General features: G+C 50.6%; 19 protein-coding genes. 12 read left to right on the top strand and 7 right to left on the bottom strand.

What is annotated here, in order from left to right:
• Positions 1 to 22: 22 nt before the first annotated feature.
• Positions 23 to 697: a response regulator transcription factor gene (locus tag AC04MQ_RS00480; RefSeq protein WP_015089732.1), complete on the bottom strand. Its 675-nt coding sequence runs from the start codon at positions 695 to 697 to the stop codon at positions 23 to 25.
• A 188-nt stretch (positions 698 to 885) separates the two neighbouring features.
• Here AC04MQ_RS00480 and AC04MQ_RS00475 point away from each other — a divergent pair, with 188 nt between their 5' ends.
• From AC04MQ_RS00475 to AC04MQ_RS00425, 11 genes are all read left to right on the top strand, one after another.
• A complete protein-coding gene (locus tag AC04MQ_RS00475) occupies positions 886 to 1,287 on the top strand; it encodes an HIT family protein (RefSeq protein WP_015089733.1) in 402 nt (133 codons plus the stop codon).
• A 13-nt stretch (positions 1,288 to 1,300) separates the two neighbouring features.
• On the top strand, positions 1,301 to 1,861 hold the full coding sequence (locus tag AC04MQ_RS00470) for an inorganic diphosphatase (RefSeq protein WP_015089734.1): 561 nt from the start codon (positions 1,301 to 1,303) through the stop codon (positions 1,859 to 1,861).
• The gene (locus tag AC04MQ_RS00465; RefSeq protein WP_015089735.1) at positions 1,854 to 2,093 is read left to right on the top strand and encodes a DUF1653 domain-containing protein; all 240 of its coding nucleotides are present in this window, start codon (positions 1,854 to 1,856) and stop codon (positions 2,091 to 2,093) included. The genes AC04MQ_RS00470 and AC04MQ_RS00465 overlap by 8 nt, the downstream gene beginning before the upstream one ends.
• Positions 2,094 to 2,104: 11 nt before the next feature.
• Entirely contained in the window at positions 2,105 to 3,130 is a 1,026-nt protein-coding gene (locus AC04MQ_RS00460) for an NAD(P)H-dependent flavin oxidoreductase (protein ID WP_015089736.1), read from the top strand.
• A 161-nt stretch (positions 3,131 to 3,291) separates the two neighbouring features.
• Positions 3,292 to 4,641, top strand: a complete 1,350-nt coding sequence (locus tag AC04MQ_RS00455; protein ID WP_015089737.1) for a hypothetical protein — start codon at positions 3,292 to 3,294, stop codon at positions 4,639 to 4,641.
• A 34-nt stretch (positions 4,642 to 4,675) separates the two neighbouring features.
• Positions 4,676 to 5,761 (top strand): imelysin family protein, encoded by a 1,086-nt coding sequence (locus AC04MQ_RS00450; RefSeq protein ID WP_475390533.1) that lies wholly within the window; start codon positions 4,676 to 4,678, stop codon positions 5,759 to 5,761.
• 11 nt (positions 5,762 to 5,772) lie between these two features.
• Positions 5,773 to 7,281 (top strand): di-heme oxidoredictase family protein, encoded by a 1,509-nt coding sequence (locus tag AC04MQ_RS00445; protein WP_475390531.1) that lies wholly within the window; start codon positions 5,773 to 5,775, stop codon positions 7,279 to 7,281.
• Positions 7,282 to 7,609: 328 nt separating this feature from the next.
• Entirely contained in the window at positions 7,610 to 9,346 is a 1,737-nt protein-coding gene (locus AC04MQ_RS00440) for a chemotaxis protein CheA (RefSeq protein ID WP_475390529.1), read from the top strand.
• Complete coding sequence (locus AC04MQ_RS00435) at positions 9,343 to 10,107, top strand: chemotaxis protein CheW (RefSeq protein ID WP_015089741.1); 765 nt, start codon at positions 9,343 to 9,345, stop codon at positions 10,105 to 10,107. Before AC04MQ_RS00440 ends, AC04MQ_RS00435 begins: the two co-directional genes overlap by 4 nt.
• A complete protein-coding gene (locus AC04MQ_RS00430) occupies positions 10,107 to 11,663 on the top strand; it encodes a chemotaxis protein CheB (RefSeq protein WP_475392007.1) in 1,557 nt (518 codons plus the stop codon). The genes AC04MQ_RS00435 and AC04MQ_RS00430 overlap by 1 nt, the downstream gene beginning before the upstream one ends.
• Before the next feature lie 8 nt (positions 11,664 to 11,671).
• On the top strand, positions 11,672 to 13,057 hold the full coding sequence (locus AC04MQ_RS00425; RefSeq protein WP_015089743.1) for an aldehyde dehydrogenase family protein: 1,386 nt from the start codon (positions 11,672 to 11,674) through the stop codon (positions 13,055 to 13,057).
• Between the two features lie 44 nt (positions 13,058 to 13,101).
• Here AC04MQ_RS00425 and AC04MQ_RS00420 read toward each other — a convergent pair whose 3' ends face one another.
• A complete protein-coding gene (locus tag AC04MQ_RS00420; protein ID WP_015089744.1) occupies positions 13,102 to 13,308 on the bottom strand; it encodes a hypothetical protein in 207 nt (68 codons plus the stop codon).
• 203 nt (positions 13,309 to 13,511) lie between these two features.
• Between AC04MQ_RS00420 and AC04MQ_RS00415 the strand changes: the two genes are divergently transcribed.
• Positions 13,512 to 14,435: a hypothetical protein gene (locus tag AC04MQ_RS00415; RefSeq protein WP_148278679.1), complete on the top strand. Its 924-nt coding sequence runs from the start codon at positions 13,512 to 13,514 to the stop codon at positions 14,433 to 14,435.
• Here AC04MQ_RS00415 and AC04MQ_RS00410 read toward each other — a convergent pair.
• The 5 genes from AC04MQ_RS00410 to AC04MQ_RS00390 form a co-directional block, all read right to left on the bottom strand.
• Positions 14,432 to 16,432 carry a response regulator gene (locus AC04MQ_RS00410; protein ID WP_475390526.1) on the bottom strand — a complete coding sequence of 667 codons (2,001 nt, stop codon included), beginning with the start codon at positions 16,430 to 16,432 and terminating at the stop codon, positions 14,432 to 14,434. The two genes, AC04MQ_RS00415 and AC04MQ_RS00410, sit on opposite strands and share 4 nt — an antisense overlap.
• Before the next feature lie 123 nt (positions 16,433 to 16,555).
• Positions 16,556 to 17,647, bottom strand: coding sequence for a D-alanine--D-alanine ligase family protein (locus AC04MQ_RS00405; RefSeq protein WP_015089747.1), 1,092 nt, complete (start codon positions 17,645 to 17,647; stop codon positions 16,556 to 16,558).
• A gap of 63 nt (positions 17,648 to 17,710) precedes the next feature.
• The gene (elbB, locus tag AC04MQ_RS00400) at positions 17,711 to 18,364 is read right to left on the bottom strand and encodes an isoprenoid biosynthesis glyoxalase ElbB (protein WP_475390524.1); all 654 of its coding nucleotides are present in this window, start codon (positions 18,362 to 18,364) and stop codon (positions 17,711 to 17,713) included.
• Positions 18,365 to 18,430: 66 nt separating this feature from the next.
• The gene (locus AC04MQ_RS00395) at positions 18,431 to 19,300 is read right to left on the bottom strand and encodes a hypothetical protein (protein WP_015089749.1); all 870 of its coding nucleotides are present in this window, start codon (positions 19,298 to 19,300) and stop codon (positions 18,431 to 18,433) included.
• Positions 19,297 to 20,388 (bottom strand): GNAT family N-acetyltransferase, encoded by a 1,092-nt coding sequence (locus tag AC04MQ_RS00390; RefSeq protein ID WP_015089750.1) that lies wholly within the window; start codon positions 20,386 to 20,388, stop codon positions 19,297 to 19,299. Before AC04MQ_RS00390 ends, AC04MQ_RS00395 begins: the two co-directional genes overlap by 4 nt.
• Between the last annotated feature and the right edge of the window lie 217 nt (positions 20,389 to 20,605).

Raw genomic sequence — 20,605 nt, 5'->3', positions numbered from 1 at the left:
AGATCCTGTGGAGGGGCGGGGATTAGACGGCTTTTTCCAGGCGATAACCCTGGCCATAAACGGAATTGATTTTCACCATGGTGACACCGTTTTTGGTCAGCTTGGAACGGATGTGACTGATATGGGAATCCACGGTGCGATCATAGATTTCCTCACCTGAAGCCAGGCGTTCAATCAGTTGTTCGCGAGTCACGATGGTTTCGGGATGTTCAAAGAATGTCGTGAGGATTTCAAACTCACGGCGGTTCAGATTAATCAGAGCTTCGCCGTTTTTAAGCACCTGCTGATTTTTGATCAGAGTCAGGCCGGCAAAGCGAACCAGATCCAAAGTGGCCTTGTTGTCAGCCAGCTGGTTGCGGATGCGGGCGATCAGTTCGCGTTGGCTAAAAGGTTTGCGAACATAATCGTTGGCACCCTGGTCAAAGCCCTGAACAACACTTTCTTCGTCAGTGCGTGCGGTCAGGAAAATCACGGGATTTTTCTGGTCTTGGGTGCGCAGCCAGTTGCAGAACTCCATCCCGCTGCCATCAGGAAGGTTGATATCCAGCAGAAACAAATCGGCTTTGCATTCCGCGCTTTGGCGTTTGGCATCAGCAAGGGTTTGCACCCACTCTACTTTATAGTTTTCAAGTTCCAACTGCAGTTGGACGGCTTTGCCAATTACTGGGTCATCTTCAAGCAGAAAAATAGTGCTCATATAGTCTCCAGCCTACCATAGGCTACGTGGTTATCTCAGGTCTTATTCTTACTGGCGAGTATTGAGCAATTGTGGAAGCTGGGCCAATGTCCCGGTTTGGAACGGGGACCCGGGGTGTTGAAGCTGGTCAAAGCCTTTGGGTTCAGGCATGATTTCCCAGAGTTTTTCAGTAAATGTAAGGAGACCTCATGGCTTCAGTTTTCACCAAAATTATCAACGGCGAATTTCCCTGCTACAAAATCTATGAGGACGACAGCATCCTGTCCTTCCTGGCGCTGGATCAGGTCAATTTGGGACATACGCTGGTGATCAGCAAAGAAGAAATCAATCATTGGACAGAAGTGCCGCCAGAAACCTACGCTCATCTTCACAAAGTATCCCAGAAAATCGGTAAAGCTATTTTGAAGGCGTCTGGTTCTCCGCGGGTGGGTCAGATTGTCGCGGGCTTTGAAGTTCCGCACTATCACCTGCACCTGATCCCGGCATGGTCTATTCCGGATCTGGATTTCAAACGCGCTCAGCGCCGTTCCGATGCTGAGATGAAGCAGATCCAGGCAGAAATCATCAAACACCTGGAAGCGATGAAATAAAAACGGAGGCCCTATGAATCCCTGGCATGATTTGAGTCCCGGAAAAAAAGCTCCGGAAGTGGTGACCGCGCTGATTGAAATTCCCGCGGGATCCAAAACCAAGTTTGAGCTGGATAAGGTTTCAGGCCTTCTGAAAGTGGACCGTGTGCTTTACAGCTCGGTTCACTATCCCGCCAACTACGGCTTTATTCCGCGCACTTATTGTGGCGACCATGACCCGCTGGACATTCTGGTGTTGGGTCAGGCGCAAGTTTATCCGCTCAGTATCATGCGGGCCCGTCCGGTGGGTTGCATGCGCATGCTGGATCAGGGCGAGATGGACGACAAGGTCATTGCGGTTCACGAAGATGATCCCGAGATGGCGCACATCCATTCCATCAAGGACCTGGCTCCGCACCAGTTGAAAGAAATCCGCAACTTCTTTGAAATCTACAAGGGTCTTGAAAACAAAAAGGTCGAAGTCGAAGGCTTCCACGATCTGCCGGAAACCCTGAAGATCATTAACGAGGCTTTTGATCTGTACAAACAAGAGCGCACCAATTTGTTGAAACAATCCGAAAGTCATCATGATTAAAGAAACCGCCCATGACATCGTTGCTGGTGGCATCTACCAGCATTATTCCGGAAAGCAGTATCGTGTGATCGGCGTGGGTCGGCACAGCGAAAGCCTGGATGAGATGGTGTTTTACGAATCTTTGTACAACAACTCGGTCGGACGTCTGTGGTGCCGGCCTTTACCGATGTGGAATGAAACCGTTGAAGTCGACGGGCAGAAGGTGCCGCGCTTTAAATTCCTGTTCAAGTAACGAGGTTGATCATGTCTGAAGCCCACTGGAAGCTAACAAGTATCCCTGTGATTCAAGGCCCGATGGCGGGTGGGTACACGACAGCCGAACTGGTTTCAGCCGTCAGCAATATCGGGGGCTTGGGTTCTATCGGGGCCGGATACATGTCGCCGGATTCTTTGCGGTCACTTATTAAAAAAGTAAAATCACTGACGGCAAATCCATTCGCAGTAAACCTGTTTATTCCGACATCGCCGGTTATGGATCAAGCGCAGCTGGAAAGAATGAAAAAGCATCTGTTACCATACTACCGACTGGTGGGAATGGATTCAGTGCCGGAACTTTCCTATGACCCGGATCTTTTTCAAAAGCAATTTTCCGTTGTGCTGGAAGAAAAAGTCCCCGCATTCAGCTTTACGTTCGGATGCCTGAAGCCTGCTGAAATGGCGGCCCTGAAAGCGCAAAATGTTTTTGTCATGGGCACTGCCACCAGTATGGAAGAAGCTTTGTATCTGCAAGAGCAGGGGTGTGATGCCATTGTTGCCCAGGGGCTTGAAGCCGGAGGACACCGCGGCTCTTTCCTGGAGGGAAAGTTCCCGTTGTTGCCGGCAAAACAACTGGTACTGGAAATGGCGCCAAAGTTGAACATCCCGGTCATCGCTGCCGGGGGCATCGTGACCAGGGCCGATATGCATACCATGCTTTCCAGCGGAGCAAATGCGGTCCAGATCGGAACGGCTTTTCTGGTTTGTCAGGAAAGTGGAGCTTCCCGGGAATACCGCGAGCTTCTGTTAAAAGGAAAACCCGAGGACACAGAACTGATTAAAGTTTTCAGCGGACGGTGGGCCCGGGGATTGAGCAATCGATTCTCAAGCGAGATGAAGGTTCACGAAGCTGACACGCCCGATTATCCGATTCAACACTGGTTGACGGCGGCACTTAGAAAGAAAGCTCAGGAAAGTGGTCATACCGAACTTCAGTCCCTGTGGGCGGGTCAGGGTTTGGGGGCTTTGCGGGCCTGTGCTGTGGCCGAATATATGGCCACATTAACCCGGTAGAATTTTCAAATTATTCAGGAGTTTCCGCCACCTAGGGTGGTCTTATCATTAAGTTTTCAGTTGGCGTTCAAGGCCTTCTCACTTATCCCTAAATAAGGTGGGGGGTCTTTACAGTTTCCGGGGGCAGGCCTACAAACGGGCCTCACTGGAGATCTTGATAAATGAAATGGGCCCTTGCACTTATTTTTGCCATGTCTTCTGCTGCCCAGGCACAGGAGAAAACCACGACCACAACCACGACTGTGATTCAAAGCACGTCGACCACCGAGAACACGCCAAAGATTGAAACCAAGGCGGAAGAAGCTCCGGTACTGACTCAAGTGGCGACTGTCACTGAAGTCAAAAAAGAATACCCGCAATTTGAATTCACTTCTTACGGTTATATCTCTTTCAGCCAAGCAGAGACATTCAAAACTGTTCAGAACCTTGATCCGATCGTTCGTCGTTCCATGGATTTGGCAGAGTTCGCGTTTGAAGGTGAATATAAACTGACTGACAGCTCCAAAATTGAATTCGAAGTTGAAATCGAACACGGTGGTGTCGGTACGACGATCGAATTCGACCCCTTCGAAGAGTTCGGTGAATTCGAACAGGAAATCGAAAAGGGCGGTGAAGTTGTTCTTCATGAAATCTACTACAAAAAGGATTTCAAAAAAACAGACACGGCAGTTCGCATCGGTAAGTTCCCCTTGTTCATCTCTTTGGGTTCTGTTCTGACCAAACCACACAAGTATCCAACCATCCTGGCTTCTGATCTTGAAGGTCGCATGATGCCACTGGGCTGGACGGAAACCGGTGTGGGTCTTGAACAGAAAATCAAATACGGATTCACGGCACGCGCGGCATTGGTGAACGGTTTGAACTCTGAGTTCTTCCGTACCTATTCCTGGGTTGGGGGCGGTTACCAGCGTCACTTCGAAAGCATGAACGCCGACAATCTGGCGACTGTTTTCAGTCTTGAGTGGGGCAATATCTCCAAGGGCACAGGCATCGCCTATGCCCAGTACGCGGGTGACAGCACTGACAACCGCTACAAGGTCGACAAACTGAAAGTTCCGGCTGAAGTTCGTATCACCACGGTGATGGGTAACTACAAATGGAAAGGCATCGGTATCGCGGCTGAGTACATCGAAGGTTCTTTGGACAATTCAGACAAAGTTTCTGCGGCCAACGCCACTTTGGGCGGTCTGGCGAAACCAAAGGCGTTTGCGCCATTGGGTCACAAGGCAAAACTTGAATCCGTGCAGCTTTCCTATGATTGGGAAACTCCGGGCCTGGTGTTCTTCCTGAAAGCAGAGCACGTGAACACTTTTGCTGATGTTCAGGGCAGCATCGTTAAAAATCCACGTTACGATGTCAGTCGCCGTTCTGGTGGTTTCATGTGGATGTGGGATACAGCGGCCTTCATGAAGGTGCAGTATGCCCGCGACAAAACCGAACTGGAAGGTTTGCCTGAAACCTACCAGGCCAACGTGGCCTTCGGTTTCGATCTGTCCGCTTTTGAAAAGTAATTTAATTTTTTATTAACAACCAAGGAGACTTAAAATGAAAGCTCTTAAAATGATGTTGGCAGCAGTAGCGTTCGCAGGTGCGACGGCTCAAGCTGCAACAAACAAAGAAATCATCAATCACGTTTCTTACAATGTGATTCTTGCGACTTACAACGACCTGGCGGCTAAAACTGCGGAATTATCTGCAGCAGTTGACGCTTTGGCAGCTAACACCAATCAGGAAAATCTGGATAAAGCTCAAGCCGCTTGGCGTGCAGCTCGTATCCCTTGGGAAAGCTCTGAATCTTTCCTGTTCGGTCCAGTTGATTCTTTGGGTATTGACCCCTTGCTGGACACTTGGCCTTTGAACAAGCTGGACTTGGACTCTGTTATGTCCTCCAACCGCAAGATCACAGTTGATCTGGTTCGTGCATTGGGTACCAACCTTCAGGGTTTCCACACTTTGGAATATCTGTTGTTCGGTGACGGCAAAGTTTCCAACACAAAACCAGCAGCTTCTTTGACTGCGAAACAGCTTGAGTACTTGAAAGCATCTGCTCAATTGCTGGCAGAACACACTGCTGAACTGGCTCACGCCTGGACTACAAACTATGACCCAGAAAACCCAGCTGCTCCAGGTTACGTAAAAGTGATCAGCACTCCGGGCTTGAATAATGAATTCTATTCTTCTGAAAGAGCCGTAATGGAAGAATTCGTTCAAGGCATGATGGGTATCGTTGACGAAGTTGCCAACGGTAAAATGTCTGACCCAATGGGCGCGGACATCGGTTCTGCTAACATGGCGTTGGTTGAATCTCCATTTGCATGGAACTCTTTGAAAGACTTCCAGCACAACATCCGTTCCGTTTACAGCATCTACACTGGCCATTACAAAAACTCCAAAGGCCCAGGCGTAAAAGCTTTGGTTGAAAAAGTTGACGCGTCTTTGGCTGCTCGTGTTGAAGCTGACATCCTGAACTGCATGGCTTTGATTGAAGCAATCCGCCCGGCAAACGGTGGTGACTTCGGTCAGGCTATCTTCACAAAAGACGGCCGTGCTCGCACTCAGACTGCGATTGATGCTCTGAATGCCCTTCACGCAACACTAGAGTCTGAAGTTCTTCCGACTCTGGACATGTAATCGGGAAATATATGAAGGCTTGGATTGTACTGACTGTTTTGAATTTGATGGCAGGAGCGGCTTTGGCTGCTCCTCAAATTGACATGGACTATGTTCACACGGAGAAATCCGGTGGCGAGACCACAGTGTTTTTCAAAGGCCAGTCCATCTGGGCCTTCCGAAACCCGGCTGCAAATTTGTCTGAAGAAGAGATCGCTCGTCACCTGACGGGCGATGCTCTTTTTGAGAGAAATTTCTCTGACGATCCGAACCGCTTTGAATACGGTTTGGGTCCGGTCCACAACAATACCAGCTGCAATGCCTGCCACGCCAAAGACGGCCGCGGTGCTTTGCCGGTAGTTCCGTTCAATAAAGAATGGGTGCCTTTGCGCCAGAATGAAGCAGTCTTCCTGCGTATCAGCATCGAAGACGGCGTGAAGAAGCCAAAAACAAAAGAAAATAAATTCGGTGCTCCAGTGCCGGTTCCGGGTTTCTCGGATCAATTGTTCCACCTGGGTTCTTTGGGGGTTCGTGAGGATCTTCCAGGGACAGGTCAGGCGCAAGTCTGGATGAAATACGACAAGACTCAGTTCACTTACCCTGACGGTGATGTGGTGGAGCTGCGTAAGCCGGTCTTTAAAGTCATGGGCGCTTATGATGAATATTTCGACTCTGTGACTGGCGAAATGAAAAGCCGTCTTTACGAAAAAGACGTTCGCATGGGCGCGCGTATCGGAACGCCGATGATTGGTCTTGGTTTGCTTGAGGCGATCAAAGAATCCGACATTCTGGCATTGGCTCAGCGTGATCTTTCTGCGGAAGGTGTTTCCGGAAAAGCCAACTGGGTGTTTGATATCGAAAAAAGCATGGCGGGTGATCCGTATCCGGTTTCCATGGGTCGTTTTGGTTTGAAGAACAACACACCATCGGTATTGCACCAGTCTTTGGGTGCTTTGCGCGGTGATATCGGCGTGACGAACTATGCCTTCCCGGATGAAAGCATCGCGGGAACTCCGCTGTATGATGCTTACCGTGCGGGCCGTGAACCTCACGCCGGTTTGGAAGCAACTGATCAGGTGGCCAACGATATCGTTTTCTATTCCCAGACACTGGCGGTACCCGCTCGTCGTGGGGCGACTGAAGCCGAGGTGATCCGCGGTGCGGGGATCTTCCATCAGGTCAGCTGCACAACTTGCCACCAGCCAAGCTTCACAACCGGTGATCATCCGATCCAGGCGTTTGCCAATCAGAAGATCTATCCCTACACCGACATGCTATTGCATGACATGGGTGATGGTCTGGCCGACGGTCGTCAGGATTTCGATGCTGACGGGCGCGAGTGGAAAACTCGTCCTCTGTGGGGGATGGGTCACACTCAAACCATCAATCCGCGTGCGGGATTCCTGCATGACGGTCGTGCACGCAATCTGGAAGAAGCGATCCTGTGGCATGGTGGTGAAGCTGAGCACTCCAAAAACAAATTCGTACGACTTCCCAAAGCAGATCGTTCCGCTTTGATTCAGTTCATCAAGTCGTTGTAATAACTTGATTCAGTCTGAACTGGTCGCGTGAAAACTGGACCACAGAATTGTGGCAAAACACAGTTCGAACATAGTATCATCTAATCTAAGCTTCTATTGGGGCTGGTAAGGAGGTGATGCTTATGGTTAAAAACGTAGACATAACCAAGGCGGAGGTGACGTCCTCTTAGGACGCCAAGACCTTCGCCTAGGGTTCGAAAGAATCATAAACCTAAGAGCGACCGTAAGGTCGCTCTTCTTATTTGCAGCACTTGTAATTCAAATCTGGCCTAAATAAACCGCCCTCCGTTCTAACTTAAATCCCTGAAATACCGATAAATTCCCTTATATGTCGGACGAAAACAAACCCCAGGATAACCAAGAGGTGGATCTATCTGCCTTTATCGACTTTGAACAGGTCGAAGAGGTGTCCCGTGCGTTTTTCGAAGAGTCCAAAGAAATTCTGGAAGACCTCGACACACTGATCTTGAAACTGGAAAACAATCCGGAAGATCAGGATCAGGTGAATGTGCTTTTCCGGAAAATTCACACCATCAAAGGCAGTGTCGGCGCCGTTCCCGGCGGTCAGCTGCTGGGCTCTTTGTCGCATGAATTTGAAGCTCTGCTAACTCGAATCAAACGCGAATCCCGTCCGGTCACCAAAGACTGCATTGATCTGTTTCTGAAAAGCTCACGCATCTTGAAAGTTCTGGCGCAAAGCCTGCGCGACAAGCGTGAAGTTTATCCGGAAGAGCTCAGTGAAGCCATTGAGGTTATTTCCGCCTACGGAGTCTTTGATTTCGGAGAGGAATCTGCTGTTCGCAGTCCGCGCCCCCATACGGGCCGCGCGGTTTCCACTGCAGATGATGAAGGCGTGTGGCTGTCAGTAAAACAACTGAATGAATTCCTGCGTCTGTCCGGCGAACTGCTGGTGTTGAAAAACTTCTTCCAGATGATGAATCAGACCGTGAACTTCCGGGTTCAACCCGAGGTCTTTGAACGTCGCCAAAATGACTTTGCCCAGAACCTGGGTAAAATCAGCGACCAGTTCCAAAGCCAGGTGCAAAGTGTGCGCAAGGAAAAAGCCGGGGAAAGTCTGTCCGGACTGCCTTTGTTGGTGCGCCAGGCTTCGACCGAACTTAACAAAAGTGTCCACTTGGAATTCACTGGCGCCGAGCTTCCGATCGACAAGGGACTTGGAAAAGACCTTTACGAGTGTCTTGTGCATCTGGTGCGAAATTCCATCGATCACGGGATCGAGGACCAATTTGAACGAGCTGTGCAGGGGAAGCCCACCATCGGTTTGTTAAACCTCGATGTGCACGAAAAAAATGGCGCCGTTCACGTGGTCTTTAAAGATGACGGAAAAGGACTGGACCGTGAGCGCATTCTTCAGCGCGCGGTTAAAAATGCCCTGGTGACTGAATCTGACGCCAGGGCTTTGAGTGATGAGCAGATCTATAAATTCATCTTCAGCGCCGGTTTTTCGACGAAAGAAAAAGTCACCACGATTTCAGGTCGTGGCGTTGGGATGGATATTGTTCTTTCCACTGTGGAAAGATACAAAGGCCGCATTCACATAGAAAATAATCCGGGTGCCGGGGCGACCTTCCATCTGGAAATTCCAATTCCTCAGCACATCATGGTGGAAAGTGCCCTGTTGTGCGCATGGAACTCTTACCAGCTGGCGGTGCCGCTGACGTCGGTGGCGCACATCACGTCCTGTGATGAGTTGCAAATCACCACGGTGGATCATCTGCGCTATTGTCAGTTCAGCGGGATGACCGTTCCAATTTTGAATTATCATGAGATTCTGAATATGCGCACGTCCGTGTCGGAAGAAATGGTGCGCAAGTCTTCGGCCGTCTTTATTCGTCAGAAAGAGGCGGTGTTTGCATTGCTGGTGGACCGTATCGAGGCCCAGACGGATCTGGTTGTGAAATCCTTTGGTAACATGATCGGCCAGCAAAAAGGCTTCAAGGGCATTTCCATCCTGGCGGATGAAAAAGTGACCTATATTGTGGATCCGGAAAAAATGATGACGTTGATGATGTATGACCAGCAAAAACACGAGGAGGCCGCATGAGTGATTTCTTCGGTGATGACTTTACAGCGGAACTCAAAGCGTACTTCCTGGACAGCGTGATCAAGGAGATCGACAAGTTCATCGATCTGACCGACGAAAAACTGTGGCGCCGTATTCTGTCTGAGGTCAGCGAGCAAACGCGTGCCTGGGCTGTGGATGCCAAGACGAATGAGTTTTTACATCTGGCTGCATGGCTGGAAGGCTTTGATGAAAAAAGCCGCAACCTGGAAGGGGCTGCGGAGTTGATCAAAGCTTTGAAAACTTTGAAGGGCTATATTGAAGCTCTGGGGGTTGATAAGACCGACACCGCCGATCTGGCGACACGTTTTGCGCTGAATGCGCAGAACCTGCGTGAAATTCTGCTTCTGCACTGCCGGTCCGGCGCGCAGGAGTTTGCGGTGCCGATTTTAAGTGTGATCGAAATCAGCGGCAAGCTGCCGTTGTTTGATCTGCCTGAAAGAAAAGAGGGGCTCTTGGGGGTCATTCCGTTCCGCGGCGAGGCCGTGCCGGTGGTGAACCTTCAGGATCATGGCTTTGCCCGAATGGATGCTGATAATTTCTTCTATGTGATCTGTGAAGAGCAGGGGGTTCGCTTTTGTCTGCAGGTCACAGACACCGAAGACATGATCAGCGTCAAAGAAGCCGATCTGCAAAATTTTGAAAACCAATCCACTATGATGTCTGCGAACTTTGTTCACCAGTTTTTCATCAAAGACCGCCGCAGTATTATGGTTCTGGATCTTGAAAAACTGGTGGCTTGATGAACACTCACTATCTATTTCCCGGTAAACTTGCGGCCTTTAAAGAAGAGACCGTGATTTCCACTTTGTTGGGTTCCTGCGTGGCGGTGGCTTTGCATGATCCCACAACCCGCATTGGCGGCCTGAATCACTATCTGCTGGCTGACGGGATGCCTGATGAGCGTGAAAACACCCGCTATGGGGCCCACGCCATTCCTTTGCTGATAGACGAATGTGTGCGTCTGGGCGCAAACCGCAGCAAACTGCAGGCGAAAATCTATGGTGGCGGTAACGTCATCAGTGTTTCCCAGATCGGTGAAGGTATCGGCAAACGCAATATTGAATTTGCAGAAAAGATGCTGCGTGATTGTGGTATCCCCATCATCGAAAGAAACGTTGCTGGCGAAGCAGCCAGAACGATCAAGATGAACACTGCGACCTTTGATGTATTACACAACTCCTCGGGCGGCAGTGTTGATAAACCTGTGGATGTCTCGGGCTTCAAACCCTTGACGGTGGCTAAAACCGTGAAGGTTCTGGTGGTGGATGATTCCGCAACCGTACGCACATTATTCACGAATATTTTCACCAAAAGCGGACTGGAAGTGGTGGGCTCTGCCGCCGATGCTTATCAGGCCCGCGAAATGATTTTAAGTAAAAAGCCGGATGTTCTGACATTGGACATCGAGATGCCGAAAATGTCCGGCGTGATGTTTTTGGAAAAGCTGATGAAGCATCATCCGATTCCGGTGGTGATGGTTTCTTCTTTGGCCAGCACCGGGGAAGCGGCGATGAAAGCTCTGGAGCTGGGAGCTGTGGAGTTTGTGCACAAACCCTCGCAGTTTGATCCGGCGGTGTTAAAAGACCTGGCGGGCATGCTGGTTGAAAAAGTTCGCGCCGCTGCTTCTGTGAATATTCTGAGAAAACTCAAAGAGGCTCCGGCCCTTCAGGAAGTCAAAACCACAACCTTTGCGACTCCAACCCGCCGTCGTGCGGCCGAGTTGAAAGTGGTGGTGCTGGGTGGAAATGCCGGCAGCGCAGATGCTCTGGAAAAGTTTGTCAAAGGCCTTGCGGCCGACACGCCTCCGGTGGTGGTGGCGTGCAGTACGGTGGCGAACTTTGTGACGGCTTTTATCAGCAAGCTCAAAGCCGGATCGAAAGTGACTCCGGTGGTTGGTAAAGACGGTGATTTCCTAAGAATGGGACATGTTTATTTTGTTCCGGCTGAACATCACGGAAAGATTGTGACAGGTCCTCAGGGTCCCGTACTGAATCTGACCAAAGGGGCTCCGGTGGCGTCGCAATTGCCGTCGGCCAACGTGTTGTTCCAGTCTGCAGCGCAGTCCTATGCTCAGGGTGTTTACGCTTTGCTGCTGGGTGGATTTGGCACTGATGGGGTTGATGGACTTGTCGAAGTTCAAAAACGCGGTGGCGCCAGCGTGGTGCAGCACCCGGAAGAAGCGCAATTTCCCTATGCTCCGCAAAAAGCGATTGAACTGGGAGTGGCGGATGAGATACTTAAAGCCGACATGTTGGCGCATCATCTGATGCAGTATCGAAACCAAAACTTATACTAGGATCTTCGTTGGAACTGCAAAACTTTATCGGAGGGGCGTTTGTCCCTTCCGACAGTCAGAAAACCTTCGCAAAAATTTCTCCTTTTGATGGCACGGAACTGGCGCGTGTGACTGCGTCCGACGCCATGGATGTGATCAAAGCCATCCAGTCCGCAAAAAAAGCCGCACCCGTGATGAAGGAACTTTCTTTGTCGGACCGTGCTTCTTTGTTGTTGAAGCTGGCTTCAGCGCTGGAAGAAAAATCCTCTGATTATGCCTATCAGGAAGCTCTTCATCAGGGCTTACCGCAAAGTTTTGTTCTGCAGCACAGTCTGCTTCCGGCTGTCAAAGTTCTTAAAGACGTGGCGGCAAGTTTGAATCAGCCTTTGTCAGCTCAGGTGCTGCCTCAGCCCGTGGGCCTTGTGGGCATCATCGCTTCGTGGAATCTGTCTTTGCTTTTGGTTATTGAACGAATGGCCCCGGCTTTGGCTGCGGGAAATGTGTGCGTGGTGAAGATCTCGGATCTTTCGCCGGTCACAGCACAAATTCTGGGCGAGGCTTTGCAAAAAGCGGAGGTTCCGGCAGGTGCGGTGTCTTTGCTTCAAGGCGATGCCGAAGTCGGAAAAATCGTGGCAGGGCACCCCAGCATTCACGCGGTGACGGCGGTGGGAAAGACCTCCACCATGGAACAAATTGCCAAAGCGGGTCTTTCGCAGTTTAAGAAAATGCAACTGGCCGGCAGTGTGAAGAATTCTTCCGTGGTGTTGGCCGGGACGGATTATCAGGCGCAAATGCCTGAGATCATGAAATCCTTCCTGTTGGGGCAAGGACAGCTTTGCTGGAACAGTTCTCGTTTGTTCCTTTTGGAATCCATGTCGACTGAATTTATTGAAGCGATGAAGGCTTATCTTGATAAGCTGGAACCTTTGATGGACCCGAAAGGCAATTCCCCATGGACGCCACTGATCACGTCAGCTCGGCGCGAAGAATTGCAGAAGAAAGTTCAGGAAGGCAAAGTCGAACACGGCAAAGTTCTTTCCGGTGGCGACAGCGGTCCGGGCACGGGCTTTCACATGAAGCCGGTGATGATGCTGGATTTGCCAAACTGTTCGGTTCTGCAACAGGATGAATTGCAGGGGCCTTTGTTCCTGATGACTCCGGTCAAATATCAGCATGAAATTCTGAAATGGGCGAACACGTCTTACCTGGCTCAGTCCGCGGTGGTCTGGGGTCCTCAGGAAAAACTGGCTAAGGTGGTTTCGCAATTGGATTGCGCGCAAGTGTGGCTGAATCAATGGCAGCCCAATTCCGAAAGCAATGTGTTTGGATTCAAACAATCCAGCTTCGGAAATCCAGACCGGGCCTGGTCAGGCACCTTCTATTCGGATGTTAAGATCTTGACGGGGACACTGTAACGTCAAAGAGGTGACGAAATCCCCGTCGAAAAGTTGACCGGACCCTAGTTCAGAATATGGGTGCGGTTGCGGGTTTTGACTTCGCAATGAGGGCAGAAAGCCTCTTCCTTCACTTCAGAAACTTCACGGTCGGCAATGTGTTTTAGCTCCAGTACAGTGCCGCAAAGTATGCAATTGTTTTGGGAAATGATGAACTCACGGTGTTGTGGAGAGTCCGCTTTTTCAAAGTAGTTGATCTTGTTGTAATTCATGCGCCTCTAATCCTTGGCAGTTCATCGTCATCCTGACGAAGTCTCTTTCCCAGAGCATCTCTGTGCCACTGCAAAACCCGTTCACAGGCCAAGGTCCGGAATCCGCTCACGACAACCCGTTATATCCAACAGGCCCCGGGCCGTAACTTGTAAGGCCCCTTTGCGATCTACAAACTTCGAAAGGGTTCGATATGAAGTACGGAATGAATGGAATTTTAGTGGCTGCCTTGGCTTTAACTGCGGGTTGTGTGGAAGTGCGGGACAAAGAAGATGCCACCCCTGTAAAGCCCATGGTTCAGGTTAACAAAGTCAGCCGCATGGTCGTGGACGGCGAGATGTACTTGTTTAACGGCGCTTTCCTGACCCGACCGGAGCTGGAGCTTGAATTGCGAAAAGCCCCCAAAATCTGGCCGGTGGAGGAACTGGAGTTTCACTATAAAGAAGTCATTCTGAAAAAGAACGCCGTCATCTATACCATGGGTCATCGCGTGCGCTGGCATATCGATCGCCTTGAATCCGACGGGGCAAGAATCCAAACACTATCGCCCGAGTTCAAAGCTGGTGTTGGACAAGCCGGACGCCACGGCGGACATATTCTTTTGGATGTGGGAACGGCCAAGGGATCTTTGCGAATTCAAATGCTGGGTCAGGACGGTGGCGCCGGTAAAGCCGGCGCAGCACCTGATGAATCCATGCGCGGACTTGCTGGAGAAAATGGAAAATTCAGTCTGTGCGCGAATTCCGGCGAACACTTTGAAAGGGCTAGCGGAAAAGATGGCAGTAAAGGCCATCAGGGGAAATCCGGCAGTAATGGTTCTTCAGGTGGTGACAGTGGCACTTTGGAAGTGACGATTCAATCGGGCAAAGAGTTTCAATTGAATCACTTTCGCAGCGCAGGCCTTGGTGGTACTGGTGGGGCAGGGGGCAAAGGCGGTCTTGGCGGCGCTGGCGGCAAGGCGATGGGCATGGTGAGAGGGGCGGATGGTACATTTATGCCCTGTGCATTCAAAGCTCGCGAAGGAAAGCAAGGCCTGGATGGCAGTGTGGGTGCGAGCGGGCTGCCGGGCAATCCTGGCGCTGAGCAATCCCTCTGCATCACCCGTCAGCAGGTCATCGAATGTATCTAAATGGTTTCCATTGAATAATTTAAAATGGTCTGAATCAGTGCCTCAACCTGCACGGGTTTCGTCAGATAGTCCGTGCAGCCCGCCTCAAGGCAGCGGTCACGATCGTCTTTCATCGCATGCGCCGTCAGGGCGATAATTGGTTTGGAGTAACCGGCCTGACGCAGTTTTCGGGTGGCCGTATAGCCATCCATCACGGGCATCTGAATGTCCATCAGGATGATATCAAATTCTTTCTCAAGCGCTTTGGTCAGACCTTCCTGACCGTTGGTGGCCAAGGTCAGATTCGCTCCACGTTTCGCCAGCATTCTTTGAATTAACAAACGGTTGTCTTCAACGTCATCCACCAAAAGGATCGAGGTGGCAGACAGCTGCTTTCCAAGGTGAATTTCTTTGGGCGGGGGTGGAGCGACTTTCACCGTGTGAATCTTTGGAATATCCAGAGCGATCTTAACACTGAAGGTGCAGCCCTTGCCGGGCTCAGATTCTTCCAGAACCACATCGCCACCCATCATCTGCGCCAGACGGCGCGATAGCACCAGCCCCAGTCCGGTGCCTTCGTATTTGCGCGAAACCGAGTTGTCGATCTGCGAAAAAGCCTGGAACAGATTGGATCTTTGCGACGGCGAAATCCCCACACCGGTGTCTTTGATGGTGAAAAGCAGGTTGCTGCCAGAGATTTCATAGGTCATGCGCACATAACCCTGCTCGGTGAACTTGATGGCGTTGCCGATGATGTTAGTCAGAATCTGGCGCAGGCGCAAAGGGTCGGTGCGGATCATGTCCGGCACGATCCCACGGCGGTTGAATTCAACGTGCACAGGCTTGTCGCCCACGCGGGCCACCATCAGAATATGCAGGTCTTCCAGCAGGGAATTCAGATTCACCGGGTGGCTTTGCATTTCCAGATGTCCGGCTTCCACTTTCGAAAGATCCAGAATGTCGTTGATGATGCGGGTCAGGTGTTCCCCGGTGCGGTGAATGATGTTCACGTACTGCAGGCGTTCGCTTTCATCCAGGTGGGATTCTTTCAGCAGATCTGAAAAACCAATGATCGCCGCCAGAGGTGTGCGGATCTCGTGGGACATGTTGGCCAGGAACAGACTTTTCAGCTGACTGGCTTGTTCGGCTTGCTGTCGTTCGCCGATACTGCTGCTCAGATGGTGGGCCATCAGATTGATGGACTCGGCCAGTTGTCCCAGCTCATCACCGGAACGAACCGGTACATGAACATCAAAGCGTCCTTCACCGACTTCGTGGGCCGCATTGTTCAGTTCGGAAAGGCCTTTGGAAAGATTGCGGCTGAAGCTGATCGTCAGGAAAAGACCGGTGCCTTCCACAATCAGCACGGCAAAGATCAGCGTGACCATCAGCATGTTTTCCAGCCAGCGCGAGCCTTCCCCCAGAGTGTAAGAAAAGGACGCTTCCAGAATTGTGAGACGATCATTCAGATCATCCACACTGTTCAGAGCCTTGAAGATTTCAGATTCGGGCGCGTTTCTTTGAATCAGGGTGTGCAGATTTTTACCCATGACAATCAGCTCTTGAGTCATCTGGTCACCTTCGCGCCAGATCTCTAGGGCTTTTTTCACGTGTTTGAAATTATGGAATCTTAAAACCAGGGAAATGACGCCGGGGATGTCATCGGGATGGACTTTTCCTTCCAGCAGACCCTCTTTGGCTTTTGCGGTGTCGGGTGGAACTTGTTCCAAAGCGTTGCGGGCTTTGCTGTCACCCAAAGGCACGCGCACATTTTCCTGGAAGATGGTGTAGAAATTCGGATCACGCGTGCGCGCATATTTGTGTAAAGTGATGACGGCGTCTTTTTGACCCTTCGACCACATGCTTTCGCCGGCCACGAAGGCGCGCACGGAAGACAAAGAATTCATGGCGAAATACAAAGTGAAAAGCTCCAGGGCAATAAGAAGTGCCATGACGCCGATAACGATATACAGCTTTTTTGCGACCGAAAGATATTTCCAGAAACGTCTGATACCCATGCGAGTAGTGTATCGACTAAATGGGCGATGAAATAAACAAAAATAATTTTTGACGGCGCTTCAGGACATAAGAAGGAAGACCCCGATAAATTTCAGGGTCTTTAACGTGATCATTGCAGAAAGTTAATCCAAGTAGCTGGTTTTGAGGCTTTGCTCGCCTTCGAACTTTTCAAAGCCCAATTGGATTAGCTGAGAGATCAAATCTTTATAACTCAAACCCGTCGCTTCCCACATTTTTGGATACATTGAAATCTTGGTAAAACCAGGAATGGTGTTGATTTCGTTGATGTACAAATCCCCATTCGGGCGAATGAAGAAGTCCACACGGGTCAAACCATCACAGCCCATGGCCTGATAGGTTTGTTCTGCCATTTTCTGCACGGCTTTGGTGGTTTCCGGTGAAAGCTCGGCCGGGATTTTCAGCAGGGCTCCGTTGTCATCGATGTACTTGGCTTCATAAGAATAGAATTCGTGCTGCGGGATCACCTCACCCGGCAAAGAGGCTTTCGGCGCATGGTTGTGACCCATGACGGAACATTCCACTTCGCGGCCCTGGATGAATTCTTCAGCCAGAACTTTGGTGTCGAACTGGAAGGCGTCTTTCAGTTTCACCACAAAGTCTTCAGCCGTTTTGATCTTATGAACACCGACAGAAGAGCCCGCATTGGCCGGTTTGATAAAGAACGGGGAGCCCAGCTGTTTCACGATTTCGTTGTAATCATTTTTCTGATGCGGAGTCAGCAGCAGATAGCGGGCATTCGGGATTTTTGCCACCGCCAAAAGACGCTTCATGATCTCTTTGTCCATGCCGGCCGCTGAAGACCACACGCCACAACCCACAAATGGAAGCTGAACCATCTTAAACAGACCCTGGATCGTGCCGTCTTCGCCCATGGTTCCATGCAGAATAGGGAACGCCACATCCACTGCCGTTTTAGACTGATCTTTCAAAGAATAAAGAACCGGCTTGCCTTGCAAGGACATCAAAGCCACCGATTCTGCTTTGGATGGAAGGGCACTGTCAACAATCTTGGTCGCCTCAGTGAAAACACCCATATCCGGGAAACGATACCAGCTGCCTTCTTTGCTGATGCCAATCAATACGGGCGTAAACTGATCCTTATCCAAAGCATCAGCCACATTCTTCGCTGAACGCAAAGAAACTTCATGCTCCGCAGATTTACCACCAAAAATCAAAGCCACAATTTTTTTCATACTCAAAATCCTCTAACGTCCTACGACCTGTTTCCTACGCCAATTCCCAATATCTAATATCCACTAAGCCCATTCCACGATTTCGTGGGCCAAACCAAAGATGCCGGCAAAGACTTCATTTGGTTTTGCATCTCCGTACATATAAGCCGGAGTCGTTACAACTTTGCTTTCGCGGTCGGTGATATAATCATTCACCGGGCATTCTTCGTGAATGGCACCGGTTTTCTGAATTTCTGCCGCGGTGGCAGCGTCATCACCAATGGTCACAGTGACCTTTTTGTCGCCCAGAACTTTGGCCACCAGAACCGGAGCAATACAAAGAGCTCCGATTGGTTTGCTGGCCGAATGGAACTCCAGAATCACACGTTTTACATCCGGATTCACGTCACACTGAGCGCCTTTTTCAGCCCAGTTGCTCAGATTCTTCGCAGCGCCATAGCCACCGGGGAACACAACCGCATCAAAGTCTTTGGCGTGAAGTTTATCCAGGCTTTGGATGTCACCGCGAGCGATGCGGGCCGCTTCAGTCAGCAGACTGCGTTTTTCGTTTTGGGCTTCGCCATTGATGTGATTGGTGATGGGAATCTGAATGTCAGGTGCGAAGCAGTGAACTTCGGCACCAGCCTGGTGAAGGCCGATCAACAAACTGACGGATTCAGTGATTTCACTTCCGTCGCGGTGACCGCAGCCGGAAAGTACAACGGCAATTTTTTTCATAAAACCTCCACAGGAGGTTTTAGCCTACAAGATTCACCAGGTGTTGGCAACGAATCGCGGGGCGGACTAGGTGCCGCCCGGTTTATAATTTTTCAATCGAGTGCAGACGGTCACGAGAGCTTTTTGTGATCCGGCTTGCGCCAGCGCACGATAGCAGTAGTCAGTCACACGGGAAAAGAATGGCAGGTCCGGAGTAATGGAGATGCTGTAATTGACCTTCTGCTTCTCTGTGGTTTCACCTTTTTTATAGTAAGCAGCCCAGTCAAATGAAACGGTTTTCACTTTCATGGTGCAGTTGGCAAGTCCACCGCAGTTGGCCTGAGTTTTCATCAGATCCGGAGCCGGACGCATTTCTTCCGTCACCTGCAGGTTGGAACACTTCACCTCGCAGCTGTCATAGCCAAGAGTTTCCGTGCAGATTTTCATCTGGTCACTTGTCAGCTGGCAGGCATAAGCCAAGCCAATCAGGCGCTCAAAACCCAGGGACATTTGCAGGTCGTCGGCTTTGGCAGAGATTTCACCTTTCAGTTTCGGACCACGGGCGAAGACTTCCATCGCCGGTTCAGCTTTGGTGACTGAGCGGTGGTCTTCGCGGGTGGACTGCTGGGTGTTGCCGTCAGAGGTCAAAGACTCGGTCTGGTACAGATACGTGTACAGCCAGTCATTGGTGCGCTCTTCTTTTTTGGAAATGGTGATGCCTTCCTGCAAAAGCATGCGGTCTTCGCCAGTTTCAATTTTTCGGAAGGTCTGCTGCAGCAGGAAATCGTTCGGAGTCATGGTCATCGGGTCCGCAGAACCCCAGGCTTCAGACAAAGAGTCCTGAACCTGCGCCAATGATGACGGGTTTTCTTCTTCTTCCAGTTCCGGGGTTTTAATACATGACACGGCCGTCGCCGCCAGAAGCAGCGGCAACAGGGGTTTTAAAAATCGGTTCATATAGAGTCCCATCCCCAGATCCACAGATTCAGTGGCAGAATTTTTTCAAGTTTGATCGCGGTTTCTTCTTTAAAGATGCCCAAGCCACGGAAGTCCACCGGGCCAAACAGCAGGCGCACCATGTCTGTTTCGTTGTTGATCGTGTAAAGATCCTGACCCACTCCAAAGACAAAGTGATTCGGATGTTTTTCCAGAACGATGTCGGCAATGCCTTCAGCGCGGAACGCACGTTTGATCTTGGCGGCCAGCTGGTCAAAGTTCACCAGCTTGATCATGCCCAGATAGCCGTGATTCATTGTCACGTCTTTGGTTTGCAAAGCCTGGATCAGGTTCGTTGCGTGGCGCGGGCAGATGATTGTGTAAGGCTGATCTTTTTGCGCACGGATGAATGCAAACAGCGCCATCAGTTTTGAAACCGAGCCGCCCCATTCATGGATATAGCCACCCAGATCCGCACCCTTGCCTTCGATCGCATAAGCTGCCAGCTGACCGTTCGGTTCCCAGGCGGTGTATACTTTTGTTTGCGGGATTGAGAGGAACTTTCTGGTTTCCTCAATCGTGCGCACAGAATTTACTGAATGAGCCGCATAAAGGCGGTAAATCGCATCCGGTGACACTTTGTTGTCGGTAGAGAAGCGCAGGTTGATCGGCGGAACATCAAAGTTTTCCTCGATCACAAAGCTGACTTCAGATCCCGCCAGTTCAAAGCCCATGCGGCGGTAGAAATCAAATAGGTCCGTCCAAAGAATCGCGATGTCACAGGATTGCTCGGTCGCGGATTTCAGGCAGTCGTTGATGATCTGGGTGCTGTAACCCTGACCCTGGTGCTGATCGTCGGTGACGACAGAACCAATCGCTCCCACCTTAAAGATCACATGGGGGCTTTTAATGATAAGAGGTTTCATAACCGCGTGCGATAGTACGGAACCCTCATCGGCGATGATACGCATATTATGCAAGTTGTTAGAGGAAAAGGCCGTTGGATATTCCGCAGCAATGGACCAAGCGGCATCATTGCGAAGCTTTTTATTGAGGAAATCCAAAACCTGAGGAAGCTCAGCTTCCAGGGGGGAACGAGGTCCTTCCATGAACTCTCCTTATATCTACATAGAGCGCCCCAGAGGGTCTTTAGGACCAAACCGCTTCGGACACATCCTCGCGGACGTGGTCCCTTTCGGGACCTACTGCTGCGGAACTTGCGGTTTGTTCCTAAAGGCCCTCTGGGGCTCATATATAGATACTATACGAGGGACGGGGGGAGGACCCAGTGGGGACAGGAGAGGTCTTGAAAAATGCGACCCAAGT

The organism is Bdellovibrio sp. MYbb2 (genome assembly GCF_056175685.1).
This window is presented reverse-complemented; position numbering and strand designations above follow the sequence as displayed.